Annotated in this window: 15 protein-coding genes and 1 riboswitch; of the genes, 5 read left to right on the top strand and 10 right to left on the bottom strand. The window is 38.1% G+C overall.

What is annotated here, in order from left to right:
* Window positions 1–5 precede the first annotated feature (5 nt).
* A complete protein-coding gene (locus LMF89_RS20855) occupies window positions 6–1,292 on the bottom strand; it encodes an MFS transporter (RefSeq protein ID WP_229536764.1) in 1,287 nt (428 codons plus the stop codon).
* 173 nt (window positions 1,293–1,465) lie between these two features.
* Window positions 1,466–1,570, top strand: a riboswitch (SAM riboswitch).
* Between the two features lie 74 nt (window positions 1,571–1,644).
* Between LMF89_RS20855 and LMF89_RS20850 the strand changes: the two genes are divergently transcribed.
* Both LMF89_RS20850 and LMF89_RS20845 read left to right on the top strand, forming a co-directional pair.
* Window positions 1,645–2,835, top strand: a complete 1,191-nt coding sequence (locus tag LMF89_RS20850; protein WP_229536763.1) for a pyridoxal phosphate-dependent aminotransferase — start codon at window positions 1,645–1,647, stop codon at window positions 2,833–2,835.
* A gap of 26 nt (window positions 2,836–2,861) precedes the next feature.
* Complete coding sequence (locus LMF89_RS20845; protein WP_229536762.1) at window positions 2,862–3,680, top strand: MetQ/NlpA family ABC transporter substrate-binding protein; 819 nt, start codon at window positions 2,862–2,864, stop codon at window positions 3,678–3,680.
* Between the two features lie 175 nt (window positions 3,681–3,855).
* On the opposite strand, the gene LMF89_RS20840 is transcribed toward LMF89_RS20845, so the two are convergent.
* The 5 genes from LMF89_RS20840 to LMF89_RS20820 form a co-directional block, all read right to left on the bottom strand.
* Window positions 3,856–5,229 (bottom strand): MATE family efflux transporter, encoded by a 1,374-nt coding sequence (locus LMF89_RS20840; protein WP_229536761.1) that lies wholly within the window; start codon window positions 5,227–5,229, stop codon window positions 3,856–3,858.
* Window positions 5,230–5,372: 143 nt separating this feature from the next.
* The gene (locus tag LMF89_RS20835) at window positions 5,373–5,726 is read right to left on the bottom strand and encodes a poly-beta-1,6-N-acetyl-D-glucosamine biosynthesis protein PgaD (protein ID WP_229536760.1); all 354 of its coding nucleotides are present in this window, start codon (window positions 5,724–5,726) and stop codon (window positions 5,373–5,375) included.
* Between the two features lie 104 nt (window positions 5,727–5,830).
* A complete protein-coding gene (locus LMF89_RS20830) occupies window positions 5,831–6,028 on the bottom strand; it encodes a YwbE family protein (RefSeq protein ID WP_007955975.1) in 198 nt (65 codons plus the stop codon).
* Between the two features lie 55 nt (window positions 6,029–6,083).
* Window positions 6,084–6,284: a hypothetical protein gene (locus LMF89_RS20825; RefSeq protein ID WP_007937084.1), complete on the bottom strand. Its 201-nt coding sequence runs from the start codon at window positions 6,282–6,284 to the stop codon at window positions 6,084–6,086.
* 80 nt (window positions 6,285–6,364) lie between these two features.
* Window positions 6,365–8,398 (bottom strand): LTA synthase family protein, encoded by a 2,034-nt coding sequence (locus tag LMF89_RS20820; RefSeq protein ID WP_369412669.1) that lies wholly within the window; start codon window positions 8,396–8,398, stop codon window positions 6,365–6,367.
* A 195-nt stretch (window positions 8,399–8,593) separates the two neighbouring features.
* Between LMF89_RS20820 and LMF89_RS20815 the strand changes: the two genes are divergently transcribed.
* Complete coding sequence (locus tag LMF89_RS20815; protein ID WP_229536758.1) at window positions 8,594–9,730, top strand: HD-GYP domain-containing protein; 1,137 nt, start codon at window positions 8,594–8,596, stop codon at window positions 9,728–9,730.
* A 218-nt stretch (window positions 9,731–9,948) separates the two neighbouring features.
* Here the strand turns inward: LMF89_RS20815 and LMF89_RS20810 are convergent, their stop codons facing one another.
* The 4 genes from LMF89_RS20810 to LMF89_RS20795 all read right to left on the bottom strand — a co-directional run bounded on the left by LMF89_RS20810 (window position 9,949) and on the right by LMF89_RS20795 (window position 14,324).
* Window positions 9,949–10,311 carry a VOC family protein gene (locus tag LMF89_RS20810; protein ID WP_229536757.1) on the bottom strand — a complete coding sequence of 121 codons (363 nt, stop codon included), beginning with the start codon at window positions 10,309–10,311 and terminating at the stop codon, window positions 9,949–9,951.
* 93 nt (window positions 10,312–10,404) lie between these two features.
* Entirely contained in the window at window positions 10,405–11,748 is a 1,344-nt protein-coding gene (locus LMF89_RS20805; RefSeq protein ID WP_229536756.1) for a DEAD/DEAH box helicase, read from the bottom strand.
* A gap of 194 nt (window positions 11,749–11,942) precedes the next feature.
* Complete coding sequence (locus tag LMF89_RS20800; RefSeq protein ID WP_229536755.1) at window positions 11,943–13,241, bottom strand: NCS2 family permease; 1,299 nt, start codon at window positions 13,239–13,241, stop codon at window positions 11,943–11,945.
* A gap of 303 nt (window positions 13,242–13,544) precedes the next feature.
* On the bottom strand, window positions 13,545–14,324 hold the full coding sequence (locus LMF89_RS20795) for an SDR family NAD(P)-dependent oxidoreductase (RefSeq protein WP_229536754.1): 780 nt from the start codon (window positions 14,322–14,324) through the stop codon (window positions 13,545–13,547).
* 201 nt (window positions 14,325–14,525) lie between these two features.
* Between LMF89_RS20795 and LMF89_RS20790 the strand changes: the two genes are divergently transcribed.
* Both LMF89_RS20790 and LMF89_RS20785 read left to right on the top strand, forming a co-directional pair.
* Window positions 14,526–15,125 carry a Crp/Fnr family transcriptional regulator gene (locus LMF89_RS20790; protein WP_229536753.1) on the top strand — a complete coding sequence of 200 codons (600 nt, stop codon included), beginning with the start codon at window positions 14,526–14,528 and terminating at the stop codon, window positions 15,123–15,125.
* Entirely contained in the window at window positions 15,074–15,232 is a 159-nt protein-coding gene (locus tag LMF89_RS20785; protein ID WP_229536752.1) for a helix-turn-helix domain-containing protein, read from the top strand. Before LMF89_RS20790 ends, LMF89_RS20785 begins: the two co-directional genes overlap by 52 nt.
* The last annotated feature ends 177 nt before the right edge of the window (window positions 15,233–15,409 follow it).

Raw genomic sequence — 15,409 nt, 5'->3', positions numbered from 1 at the left:
CTCTCCTATGCAATTTTTTCAAGATTATTATTTTCCTTTAATACTAAAGGTCTATCAGGCTTGACAGCTAACCATGCAACAATGCCAATCACGGCTGAAGCTGCAGTTGTGAGAATGGCTGCCTGCCAGCCATAATTCGTTGCAACCCATGCTGTAGCAACTGGAGCAGCAATGCCGCCCATATTCCCCCAGAAATTCATCCAGCCAGTTATAGATCCAGCAAATTTACCTCCAATATCAAGACAAGCTGCCCATGAAGCATTAAAAGTAAGTCCAAGAGATCCTAAGGATATCGTTAGCCATAATACATTCAGCCAAGGCACAGTTGCCACTGCTCCCAGGTAAAGAGTTATGCAACAGATAATTAATCCTAGAATACCAAATAAAGTGCGGGATTTATGCCTTGACACACCGGAAGCGACTAATTTATCACTGATATAGCCGCATGTAGCCGTTACTATACATAATGCCGCCCAAGGAAAAGAAGCAGCAATCCCCATTTTCTGCAAAGAAAAATTCTGAGCCTCTATTAAGTATAATGGCAACCAAGCTAAAAATACATACATAATATAATCAGTTATAAAATATTGAATCCCAATGGCCCAAAACTGGGAAGATCCCAAAAAAGCACGCCAAGGTGCCAGTTCTTTTTTATCACTATCTACCATCAGACCTTCTTCTATGTAATCTGCCTCTGCAGCATTGGTAAACTTACTCTCATGGGGAGTATCCTTAGCTAAATAATACCAAAGTGCTGCCAATAGTAAACCCACTCCACCAAAAATAATAAATACGGAACGCCAGCCAAAATTCATCATTAATAGGATCGTAAGCGTTGGACCAACAACCGGTCCAAAAAATACACCGCTTAACATAAACGAAGAAGCACGTCCCTTTTCATTATTATTAAACCAACGGTAAATAAATCTTCCAAAAGCAGGTGCCATAGGACCTTCGCCTATGCCAAACAGACTTCTCGCCAGAATAAATGAGGTAAAGTTACTACATGCCCCTGTTAATACTGTAAAGGCGGACCACCAAGTAGCTGCTATCGCCAGCACCCTGCGATGCCCCCAAAATTCAGACATGATTCCACCTGGTATTTGCATCAAAGCATAACCAACAAAAAAAGCCGTCTGTATAAATCCCATATCCATTTTGGTAAAGCCTAATTCTTGCATAATAGTGGGAGTGGCTACTGATAAATTGACTCGATCCATGTAAGAAATAAAACTAATAAAAAACATAAGTCCTGCTAATTTCCATCGAAAACTTGTTTTTGTCTGCCCCATACGATAATCCTCCTCAATTATGAATATAAGTGTTTTTACAATGGACTTCCATTCATATTAACACATTATACTTTCGTTAAGTTTACATGTCAATTGACGAGTGATACTATTTTCTCAATTCTCCTTGACACCAAGTAGAAACTCATGCTACTATTACTTTCATCAACTACATACATTCATCAAGAGTTAGCCGAGGGTATTGGCCCGATGAAGCTACGGCAACCACCGCGCAATGCGAACGGTGCCAATTCCAACAGGAATTTCCTGGGAGATGAAGATCATTTTTGAAAATAGAATCTTCTTCATCTTATGAAGAAGATTTTTTTATTGTAAATGCAAAGGAGTCAATACTATGAATCAAAATTCACAACAAGCTCAAACTCTGCGTAAATATGCCTCAGAAAAAGCTGGTCGTTTTACAGAATCAGTTATTAGAGAAATGTCTCGTATTGCTGCCGCTCATAAAGCCATTAATCTTGCACAAGGCTTTCCTGATTTTCCGGCATCGGATCAAATAAAAGAGGCCGCTGTTAAAGCAATTTTAGAAGATCACAATCAATATGCAATTACCTGGGGGACTAAGTCACTCAGAGATGCTATTACTTTGAAAAACAAAAGAGACTATAACATTGATATTGACCCGGAAACTCAAATCACCGTATGCTGCGGTTCAACAGAAGGCATGGTAGCAACCCTCTTAGCCACTATTAACCCTGGGGATGAAGTCATTATATTTCAGCCTTTTTACGAAAACTATGGTCCTGATGCCGTATTATGTGGCGCTAGTCCCAAATACGTCCAACTGCATCCACCAGAATTTAGCTTTAATAAGGAAGAATTAACAGCGGCATTTTCAAACCGCACCAGAGCCATTATTATTAATACTCCAAATAACCCTACTGGTAAGGTTTTTAACCGTGAAGAGCTGGATCTCATTGCCAAACTATGTATTCAATATGATGTCTTGGCAATTACAGACGAAATCTATGAACACATCATCTATGATGAAATAAAACACATTCCTCTGGCTACCTTGCCCGGCATGGCAGAACGAACCATAACCATCAATAGCATTTCGAAAACCTATAGCGTAACAGGCTGGCGCATTGGTTATGTGATTGCTTCCGGCGAAATCAGCCGATCCATACGTAAAATGCATGACTTCTTGACGGTAGGAGCAGCCGCTCCCCTGCAAGTAGCCGCCGCCCAGGCCTTAAACTTTCCCACCACCTATTATGAAAAGTTAGCAGATTTTTACAGTAAGCGTCGCGACTTTATGTTAAAGGAATTGGCTGCTATCGGTTTTAATTGCATTCGCCCAGCCGGAGCTTATTATATTATGGCAGACATAGCGCCTTTTGGCTGGAAGAATGATGTAGACTTTGCCCGTCATTTAGCTGAAAAAGTAGGGGTTGCAGTCGTACCGGGATCTAGTTTTTATCAGGACGATGCCAATGACAAACATCGTTTTATCCGTTTTTGTTTCTGCAAACAATTTGCAACATTAGAAGCAGCAATCGAAAGACTGCAAAAATTGAAATAAATCATATATTTTTAGGAGGCATATAAATGAAAAAATCCATAAAATCCATTTCCCTTTTCCTATCCCTTGTCTTTATTCTAGGTTTAGCAACTGGCTGCGGTCAACAAAGTACTGCAAAAGTAGAACAGAAAACACTAAAAGTTGGTGTTACAGCCGGCCCTCATGCTGAAGTAATGGACGTAGTAAAGAAAATTGCCGAAAAGGATGGCTTAAAGATCGAAGTCGTTGAATTTAATGACTATATTCAACCGAATGTAGCATTAAACCAAGGTGATATTGATGTCAATAGTTTCCAACATAAACCTTACCTTGACAATATTATTAAAGACCGCAATTATGATATCGTCTCAGTGGGCAACACAGTCATTTTTCCAATGGGTATTTATTCAAGCAAGCTGAAAAATATAGCGGATATACAAGCAGGAGCCATCGTTGCCATTCCTAACGATCCAACCAATGGAGGACGAGCTTTATTATTGCTAGAGAAAATTGGTCTTATTAAATTAAAACCGGGAATCGGACTGAAAGCGGCTGTTACTGATATTACTGAAAATCCTAAAAAAATAGTAATCAAAGAGTTAGATGCAGCACAAATCCCCCGCTCCCTAGCTGATACGGATGTTGCCGCCATTAACACCAATTACGCAATTACCGCTGGTTTAGTACCGACTAAAGATGCAATTGCCATTGAAGATATCAACTCTCCTTATGCTAATATTATTGCTGTCCGTTCTAAAGATAAAGAAAATCCAGCTGTACAAAAATTCATCAAAGCCTATCACTCTGATGAAGTAAAATCCTTCATTAATGAGCACTTTAAAGGTTCTGTAGCAGCAGCCTGGTAAGAAAAGTCGTGCACCCTTTAACCACCCTATAATAGAGCCGAACCACAGAGAACATAGAGAAAAGATAGATATGATAATAAAATCGCCTCAGTGTCCTCTGCATACTCTGTGCTCACTGTGTTCAACGTTTCCTTCTAAAACTTATAAACTTTAGCTTTAAAAGAAATCGTCTCCCTTATAACAGGGAGACGATTTTTTTTAAAATCTCACCATACTTACGCTGCACTCTCATTAGTCTTGCCAATAAACAAGTTGCACCAAAGGCTAGACCTACAATCAAACCGATCCAATAACCAAAGGCTCCCAACCCGGAATGATGGGATAATACATACCCTAGGGGCAATCCAAGAACCCAGTAAGAAATCATTGCCATAATAAATGTAACCCGAACATCTTTATAGCCCCGCAAGCAGCCTTGGACCGGTGTTGCGATAGCATCTGATAATTGAAAAAAAATCGCATATAGCAAGAATTGCTCCGCAAGATGCCTAATATCCATATCCGCTGTATATAAACTGGATATCTGCTCGTTACCAAAATATAATATGATGGCAGCCATGACTGCCATAAGCAATGCAATTCCAATACCCAGATAGCCATATTGTTTAGCATCTTGATACCGCTTAGCCCCTGCTTCAAAGCCTACTACAATTGTTAAAGCCATAGAAATACTCAGTGGCATCATATAAATTAGGGCCGCCACATTAATGGCTACTTGATAGGCTGCAATTGTGACTTCACTAAATTCACTCATTAGCAAAGTAATCACTGCAAATATACTCGTTTCACAAAAAATCGCGATACCAATTGGTATACCAATCTTTAACTGCTCTTTTAAGGCCGCTAAAGAAAAGCGATACCAAGAGCTAAATATCTGATGGGATTTAAAAGGTTCTCTGCTTTGAATAACACACACGCTAATAATGGCAATGCACCAATAGGTAATAGCAGAAGCCCATCCTGCTCCAACACCACCCAACTGGGGAAAACCGAAATTACCAAAAACCAATACATAATTAAGCAGTACATTGATTGGTAATGCTACCATAGAAATTAGCATCGTTACCCTTGTATAACCTAAGGTATCAATAAAACAGCGAAGAACTGTGGAAATAAACAGTGGAATAATCCCAAAAGAAATTGCTGCTAGAAAATCATGAGCAATTTGATAGGATAAAGCATTGAGTTCCATTTTATTCAATATAGGATGTATCACATAAAAGCCGCAAATAATAACTACAATGGATATTGCTATGGCTAAATATACGGCTTGAATGACCGCAAAGGGCACCTTTTCTTTTTTTTGCGCTCCCAAAAAGTGGGCAATAATAGGAACTATAGCAAAAAGAATCCCATTTAGCCCTGTAAAAACAGGCATCCATATACTAGATCCAATGGCAACACCAACTAGGTCATTGGGACTGACACGTCCCGACATCATCGTATCAAAAAACGTCATAGCGCACATACATACTTGTGTTACTAAAATCGGTAATAAAATAATTAAGAATTGATTTACTTTTTCCCGTAAGGAATATGTTTGTTCCATCTCTCACACCTATTTATTCTAGAATCTTATAACTTAAGATTCTGACTCTACTATATTTTTTCCCTAATCAAAAGCACATCACATCATTGAGCTACTAAAAGAAATAAGTGAGACAGGAGTTTCTTTTATTTCTCCTGCCTCACTTATTTTTGTAATCTTACAAATAAACTACTTTGTACAGGGCGGGATAAACGCCAATGATTCCATTCTGACCAGGAGAGCATTGCGAAAAGGGTAACCATACCAAAGCAAACGATATATTCCATTACAGTAAAAATTGTATTAATTACAGATAAAGACAAGACATTCTCCATCATCATTTGATGCCCCTTCCACCATGCTACCGCCGTAATAAAAGGCTGCAATACATATAATAAGAAGGCCCAGGCTGCAATGTATAATATCGATTTCACACCACCAAATAATGCTCTCCTGCCAATTGCCAATTCCTTATTTTTACGACTTCTTCTTGACTGGGTAACAACTATATCCCTCATGCCTTTGGTCCTTCCTTGATACTTACATTACGTCACCTAAAAGCAATGGTAATTTTGCACTTATCTAATGTTCTAAATGACGTAATATACTAGTCTATAACAAACTATCGAATCACTTCTTGAACCCTGCCTACCGTGCCATTTTCCAATCGAACTTTAATGCCCCGATGATGAATCGCACTATTAGTAAGCAGATCTTTTACCACACCTTCTGTCAGTTGTCCAGTACCTTGATGTTGTTTTTGTACAACTTTTACTCTGCTGCCTGCTTTTATATTTTTACGCTCTGTTCCACTCAGCATAGCTTCCTCCTATCACTTTGGATCCTGCTCATAAAGGAAATGAACGGGGTTTATTTTAATACCACTCACAGAATTCTTCTTGATCCAAGTAAATCCAATCATGCCCAACCTTTTGAAACACTTTTAAACAACGATCATTATCTGAAATCATAATCGTAATCCCATCAGTAGCCAACGGATTTTTTTCAACATTGTTTTCCACTTGCGCTAAGAGTTTTTTTAATTGATCACGATATAACGTAAAGGATCTTGTCATTCATATTCTTCCTCTCTGCAATTGATCATTCTTTGGCTTAACTATATTTATTCCACATTATCCTTGCTAAGTCCTGTATGTTATTCTATGATTTTCATATTCTTTCCATTTTTTATACGCCACCAAGACATCGCCCTTCTCGCATCAATATCCCGTTGAATGAAATTCTCCTCCAAAGCAGACGTCATTTTTATTCCCTCCATACTTTCTTTGCTATCGCTGCCAATTTTCCCTATAGAATCATGAGTAACCCAAAACCCGTAATTAAAACCTACTCCATTCCCCCGTGTCATGCTTTCCCCTAGTGAATAATAAACAAAGCCGGGAGGAGACAGTAATTCTAGGATCGTAGGTGACACATTAATATGACTGCCTGCCACTTCTTTAGAAAACACATTCTTATCAATTCCTTTTCCATAGACAATGAAGGGAATCCCATAACGTTCATATAAGCTAGGATTCAATTGGATATTGAGTCGGTCTGCATGATCACCGACAATAATAAACAGGCTATCGGGGTATTGCTGGCGCATATCCCTAATAAACTCAGCCATAACCTTATCAGCATACCAAAAATGTCCTAGTTTTTTTATAAGCTCCTGATCTTCTTTTACATTATCAGGTAATCCACTAATTACACTGTCCCTATCAAATCCCTCTTTCTCTAAATCCACTGTATAAGGAGCATGATTGGAAATATTCATAATCACATCAAAAGTTGGCGTGGGATGATCTACACCAGAGGCAACCGCTTGGAATAAATATTTATCGTCACAGCCCCAAACATTACCAGACTGGCTCGTTATATCCCCCATGCCATAGAATTCCTCAAATCCTTGAGCTAAGGTAAAGTCCTTTACTCGCTCCCAAGATGTGGGTCCCGCATACCAGAACCGAGGCTTATAGCCAAGTTTTTTCATTTGAGGAGCAAGAGATGTGGAATAAGGTTCCTTGTAAGACTCTGGCAAATAAGTAAGATACAGATTCGCCTCTGCCAGACCTGTAACAATTCCCATGATTCCTGAAATAGTGCTCATGCCATTGGGCAGAAAAGCAGGCACATAGGCCGCATCCTCTTGAGCTATAATATTTCGCATACCATTAGCGATATTCAGATCTTTATATTGAGGCAGCAGCGGCCAATTGGCATAGCTTTCCCCTATGATTAAAAACACATGCTGCGGTTTCTTAATCTTTCCTCCCTGGGCTTCTTTTTTTAAGAAATCGTCTACCTTTTGGGAGTCTACTGGATGACCAGCCACATACGTTCCATACTCTACCATCCTCTGTGGGTCCATATCTAACCCTGTTGATGCCATTATCCGCTCATGGAGTGTATAAGCCCGATATAAGGCTTGAACATCATCTAAAATGGCTTCATTTAAAAATTCATCCTTAGTGACGCCTGAATTTTCCCAGTCAATGTTATAGGCATAGGTCATGCTGCCGCCAAAGCGAATAAAGAGAACGAGATAATATGCGATAATTAGGAGCGCAGTACGAAAAGCAATATTGCCGTACCACTTGGAAAAACACGGCAGATGGTATGTCTTTGTTCCCAGCCATACTTTCAATAAGCGGCATAATGCCAGTGCTGTCACTCCAGTCAATAGCAAACGTACAGGCAATTTATATTGCTCTACCAAGGTATAAAACAGTGCATGAACATCATCATTAAACGTATTAAATAACAATTGATTAAACCCCATATGAAATTGTTCATAGTAAGGAATCCTAGCATAAAATAATAAGCTAAGAAGGCTAATATAAGTACAGCCCAGAATATAACGTAGATTGATTCCTATGGCACCTTTATTAAATACATTGAGTAAGGTACAAAGTATAAAAGAAGCTGCAACCACTAAACCCGTGCTCTTTAAACTAATCCGTATCCCATAATAAAGCGCCATAGCAATATCCTGAAAGGTTGCAGCTTCGCTAATATAAGAATTTAATATAATAATAAAGCCAATACGAAATAAGCAAAATATTCCCAATACAAACACAAATAGCTTTATATCCTGCTGAATATTTTTAAATAATTCTTCCCACCTTGACACTAAAAAAAACATCCCCTCATAAGCATATTCCTCCTTCATTTCTACTTTTTTCATCATTATCCTGCATTTTTCTACTTTTTTATCCTTTATAGAGTATCTTTAGACATTAAAGTTTGCTTGATTTTAGATTTTTTTCTCGCCAATTCTTATATTTTGTTATATTATTTTAGATAGAATTAGTTTCACTCTAGAAAAAAGAACTACAAAGCAGACACTCTTACTGATTTTTTAACTTAGGAGGATATAAATATGTTAAAAGTCAAAATAAATGAACTTAAAAAGGGAGATGTCATCGCCGAGCATATCTTAAATCCCGAAGGACAAGTCTTACTAGCAGCTGGCACCAGTCTCACTGATAAAACCATCAGTTTATTAAAACTATGGGAGATACAAGAAATCAGAGTACGAGAAGAAAAAGATACAGATGATGACATTCGCCTATCCTTACAATTCGATGAAATTGTCTCCAAAAATTCTCAGCTTTTTGATAAAATTAAAAAAATAGCTGACAGTGATTCTCCTCCTGTAGAAGAGCTGCCTACCATCTTTAATAAAAAATCCACTCAACAGTATCATGATATTTCTGATAAATTCTCAAAAATACTATTTGAGCTGCCACAAACAAAAGATATTATGCCTCTTACCGTCATGGCAAATATCATCTGCCACTATGCAGCAACGACCGTAGGAGTGCTTGCTTATACACTCAAAAGAGAAATCACTCCTTCCAGGCAGGAGAATTTGGCAAATCATAGCATATCGGTGGCCATTATTTCTGCCAAAATCGCTAAACTATTAGGGCATCCTGACGAAGTAATACATATCATTGCCTTAGGGGCATTACTCCATGACATCGGCAAAATAAAGCTGCCAGAAACTATCTTTTATAAGAGTGACTGTCAGTCAGCGGAAGAAGAATTACAATATCAAAGTCATGTACAAGCTGGCTATGAAATCATTAAAAGTTTGAGATTGCCTAGAGAAGCCAATCTGATTTTGCTGCAGCACCATGAATATCAAGACGGCAGCGGGTTTCCTCTGCATTTAGCCACTACTAAGATTCATTCATACGCCCAAATTGTTGCATTTGCCAACTTCTTTGATTCTCTGCTTCATGAAAAGAATACGCCGCCTAATTTCTTTGCGATTCGCAAAAGGTTAACCCAAGATGGTGCCACTAAGTTTGACACTGCTATCATTGACACTTTTGACCATTATTTAGAAAGCTTTGTATTCAATGTGAATGTAGAACTAAACGATGGCCGTACAGCAGAAGTCGTTTATAATCATCCTTTTTATATGTCTCTTGTTGTACGTACTGCTAATGGTGAATTTATTGACCTCAGCAAAAATAAAGATCTCTTTATTGCAAAATTAGTAGTGTAAGAAAAACGCTATGCGTCCTTTAAAAAACCGATAAAACGAATGGAACCACAAAGACGCAAAGGACACAAAGGGGGTTTATTTATTTTTTGTGCACTCCTTTGCGTGCCGCGTTAGCGGCATTGTGCCTTTGTGGTTCATAAATTCTATAGTAGGAAAACCAGTAAAGAGGACAGGATTGTTAACGTTTAACAACCCTGTCCTCTTTACTGATCATGTATTTATCGCTCTGGCATAATCTCCAGCCAGTAACCGTCTGGATCTTGAATGAAATAAAGATTCATCGCCTTATTTTCATAACAGATACAATTCATTTCTTTATGTAAAGTATGTGCCTTTTCCATATCATCTGTGATAAAGGCCAAATGAAACTCATTTTCACCTAAATCATAAGCAGTTTTTCGGTCTTTCATCCATGTTAATTCCAGTTTATGAGGAGTCTGTCTATCTCCCAGGTAAACCAAGGTAAATCCATCCATATCCTTCCTGGATGTCTCAACCAACCCAAGAGCCTTACTGTAAAAATTCATGCTTCGCTCTAGATCCAAGACATTAATATTATTATGTGCTAATTTAAAATTCACAATTCTACCTCCTTTGTTGTTATCTACATTATATAAGAAAAGAGTGAGTAATTGTCAAGGTATTACACAATTACCACTCTTTTTCGATTACCTTTATCTATTTTTTCTTTTTTCTCTTCCTGGCTGAACCTGCTGTTCACCTTTTTCATTCTCTTTTGGCTTGCGGCGGCTTCTTGAATTTGCTCCGCTGTGGTTTCCCGTTTTTTTCTTATCCGTTTTTCCAAAAACGAAGGCTCTTTTTTTCTCTTTTTTTTCTACTCCTGCTTTTCCCTCTTCACCTTTTGCATTAAACAGTCTTCTTTTATCGGTACTAACCACTTTTTGATCATTGACTTTATGCTTTTCGATTGCTGCGCGAATACCTTGCTCGATCAATCTTACATAAGGCTGCTCGTGAGGATCAATCAGTGTAATGGCCATACCAGCTTGCCCTGCACGCCCTGTACGTCCGATACGATGAATGTAGCTGTCTACATCATGAGGTATATCGTAATTAAATATATGAGTAACACCTTCTACATCCAGACCTCTGGCAGCAATATCAGTAGCCACTAGAATTTGTATTTTAGCTTCACGAAAACGCTTCATAACCTGTTCCCGTTTCGGCTGGGACAATTCTCCATGAAGTTCATCTGTTTCATAACCCTTTTGACTAAGAGCCATATTTACGGCTATTGCACGCTTTTTGGTATGACAAAAAACAATTGCTAAATAGGGTCGATATTCATCAATCATACTACTTAGCTTGGCAATTTTTTCGGACTCAGGTACTTCTACCATAATCTGTTTGATTTCATCTAATGTAATATTTTTTGTTTGTATGCGTATATCCAATGGTTTTCGCATGTAACGGTCGGCTAATCCGCGAATTTTAGAAGGCATCGTTGCTGAAAACAGCATAGTTTGGCGTTTACTCGAAGTTTGTCGAACTAATTCCTCCACATCCTCCAAAAAACCCATATGCAGCATTTGATCCGCTTCATCCAAAACGAGTTTCGTAACATTTTCAAGCTGAATCGTTTCTCGCCGCAGATGATCCATTAATCGTCCTGGAGTACCAATGACGATTTGGGCTCCGCCTTTTAACTTCTTAATTTGTCGATCCACATCTTGTCCACCATATACAGATAACACCTGTATTCCTAATTGATCAGCTAACTTTGCCACTTCTCGGGTAATCTGGAGGGCTAATTCCCGGGTTGGTGTAATAATTAATGCTTGTACGATAGGTTTGCTGATTTCAATTTTTTCTAAAATCGGCAGTATAAAGGCTAATGTTTTGCCTGTTCCTGTCTGAGACTGCCCAACAACATCCTTGCCGGACATGATCGCAGGAATAGCCTGAACTTGTATTTCTGTGGGCTTTGTAATACCATTCTCAGTTAGAATCGCACCTATTTCCCGTCGAATACCTAGGGCTGTAAAATCCTTTTGCATATAAACACCTCTTCTTATCCGTATAGACGATATGTTTCACTAAACAGCAGATCTGATTTCAAAAATATACGATACAATGTATTTAAAAACATGAATATTAATTGTTTACAAAAAATCTTCGCTATATTTCCTGGAAATATTACAATACCTCTTTAGAAAAAGAGTGTTAGTCTCATGGCCTAACACTCTTTTTCCTAATGGCTAAAAAAGCCTAACTGTATAAAGAACAATATAGCGAATACATATAAGATCGGGTGAACGGTTCTACCTTTACCTCTTAGCACCTTTAAAATAGGATATACAATAAAGCCAACACCAATCCCTGTAGCAATACTATATGTCAAAGGCATGGCAATTACAATCAAAAAGGCGGGAAAAGCTTCCTCCAGATCATTCCAATCAATACTGCGCAAACCGCTCATCATAAAGAAACCGACAATAATCAAAGCAGGCGCAGTAACTGCAGGAATGCTAGCCAACATTTTGGCAATAGGAGCAAAAAACAAAGTAATTAATAACAGGATGGCAGTAACTACAGCCGTCAGACCGGTTCGTCCGCCTACAGCAACTCCTGAACTTGACTCAACATATGCGGAAGTAGGACTTGTACCAAGAGCAGCACCAACGGTAGTTCCAACAGCATCTGCCAGCAGTGCTCCCCGCACGCGAGGAAACTTGCCATCCTTTAGTAATCCTGCTTGCTCTGCCACACCAAGCATCGTTCCTGTAGTATCAAATAAGGTAATTAGTAAAAAGGTAAATACGACTGCATAGAGTCCTTGTTCAAAAACTCCAGATACATTCATTTGCCAGGCAGTATTCTCTAAACCATGGGGCAGCATAAACAAACTTTCTGGCAGCACCAACATTCCTTTATAATAGGCGATAACGGAAGTAATCAGCATGCCAGCAAATAAGGCTCCCTGCACACGATAGACCATTAATATCAAGGAGATCACAAGACCGATAATTGTCATTAAGGTAATCGGTTCTGCCAAATTTCCTAGAGTAACTAATGTCGCGGGCGATGCAATGACAATTTTCGCATTTTGTAATCCAATGAAAGATATAAATAAGCCAATTCCTGCGGTAATCGCATGTTTTAAACTTGTCGGAATCGAATCAATCAAAATATAACGAAATTTTGTTAAGGAAAGAAGCAAAAAGATAATCCCGGTTAGAAATACTGCTCCTAATGCGACCTGCCATGAATGTCCCCCTGCTAATACAACACTATAAGAAAAGTATGCATTCATTCCCATTCCTGGTGCTATAGCAATAGGATAGTTGGCGAATATCCCCATAATCAAAGTAGCCAATGCACTTGCTAAAATGGTAGCCATAAAAACACCATCAAAATCCATACCAGCAATATGTAAAACCGCAGGATTGACAATAACGATATATACCATTGTCAAAAAAGTCGTAATACCTGCCATTATCTCTGTAGATACCGTTGTCCCTCGCTCTTCTAATTTAAACCATGAATCCACGCATGAAACACCTCTATTCTATTTTCTTGCTTTCATTATCTTCTCCAAAAGACCAAAATTTATTTTATCACATTGACGTACCCTTGTATACAAAGAATTTTTTGTGAAATAAGAAAATGCTGACGCCCCCTAAAGAAAATAAAACTAATTGCGCCTTTGTGGTTCATAAAATCTATTTTTCGCACTTAAATACTCCTACTTTCTAGACTATAAAAAAGATAACCATTTAGACGATTATATCTAAATGGTTACCTTACAAACAAACGGATCTGATGACTACAGTCATCGTGACCCTAGTCTTTTTTATTTTTTCTCTTTATGTACAATACCGCCTGTTGCCTGATGGGTAGGAGTGACGGTTACCTCGCATATTTGTACATGAGCTGGTGCACTGGCTGCATAAACAACAATATCAGCAATATCTTCCGCTACTAATGGCTCAATACCATTATATACATTATCTGCTTGCTGCTGGTTGCCATGGAAACGAATTACACTAAAATTAGTTTCTACCATACCTGGCTGAATATTAGTTACTCGTATTGGAGTATCTACGACATCCATTCTAAGTCCATCACTAATGAACTTAACCGCTGCTTTCGTAGCACAATATACCGTTCCCCCAGAATAAGCTATAATCCCTGCAGTAGAACCAATATTAATAACATGACCATTTAAATTATGTTTTAACATCTCAGGAACAATCTTTCTGGTAAGATACAATAATCCTTTTACATTTGTATCAATCATAGCTTCCCAATCTGCTGGATCTCCTTCGTGAAGTTTGTCCAAGCCTCGGGCTAAACCAGCATTATTGACGAGTATATCAATTTTCTGCCAATCCAAAGGCAATGTATCGATGAGTTCATTGACAGCCTTTTTATCTTGCACATCCAATTGCAGCGCCAATACTTCTGTTTGATACTTCTCTTTTATTTCATTAGCTACTTCTTGGACCTTTTCTACAGTTCTTGCAGATATAATTAGTTTTGCCCCTGCTTTTGCAAATAAGTCAGCGCAAGCTTTGCCGATACCACCGCTGGCACCACTAATAAAGACAATTTTATTTTTCAATGTTTTCATTCGACAAATCTCCTTCTACTTATATATCATTACCTCTACCTTGTTGGTTATCTTTCTACATAATTACTTAATTTCCTGCCATACCCAAAAAAGTGAAATAAAGATCAAACGTGATACAAATCGATTTTGAAAATAAACTTTTTACTATGAATCATTCACGTTATAATATAAGTAAAAAGATTAAATAATTGAGGTATGACTATGGATACATGTACAAATTCTCAAGAGCATATCTGCGCGAGTATTGTTCCTATTTTCAAGATGCTGCATCTTACGGAATTACAAAAAATTAATACCTTGATCAAGAAGAAAAGCTATGAAAAGGGTAAAATTCTTTTTACGAAGGGAGATCTAGCTAAGCATCTTTATATTGTGCGCTTTGGTCGGGTAAAAGTCTATGAAATGTCAGAGGATGGGCGACAGCAAATCGTGCGTCTATTAGAACCTGGTGATTTTTTTGGTGAACTCGCTTTATTTATGGATGAACAACACTATTTTCTAAATGCAGAAACATTAGATGATACTGGAATTTGTCTTCTGTCTCGTGATGATTTAAAAATGATTATGCACCAAAATCCAGAGATTTCAACCCGTATTATGCAAGCATTGACCGAAAGACTCGTTTATGCAGAAAAATTCATCAGCAATCTTACCTTACAAACCATCGAACAGCGCCTGATTACTTGGCTGCTCATTATGGGAGAAAAAGAAGGGGTTGTCACACCTCAAGGTATCCGACTCACCATAACTTGCCAAGACATGAACTGGCTAACTTATTCGGCACTACAAGAGAAACATTAAGCCGTAAGTTTTCCAAACTACAAACAGAAGGTTTCATAACAATCATCAGCCCCAAACAACTACTAATTCTCGATAAACTAAGGCATCATTCTACACTGGAAAATTAATATATATTATGTGATCTTTACATTCTTTAAAACATGTAAAACAGCAAGAAACCACAGAGACGCAGAGAACATAGAGAAAAGATGGAAGAGAAACAATAATACTTTCTAAAACATAACCGTTTTGAACCGGTCTAACCCCCTATTTTTAGACATGAGCCTTAACATATCTCATTCAAT

It is taken from the genome of Pelosinus baikalensis, assembly GCF_020819555.1.
Lineage (GTDB): Bacteria > Bacillota > Negativicutes > DSM-13327 > DSM-13327 > Pelosinus > Pelosinus baikalensis.
Note: the sequence above shows the minus strand (reverse complement) of the source record. Positions and strands in the feature narration are given on the sequence as shown.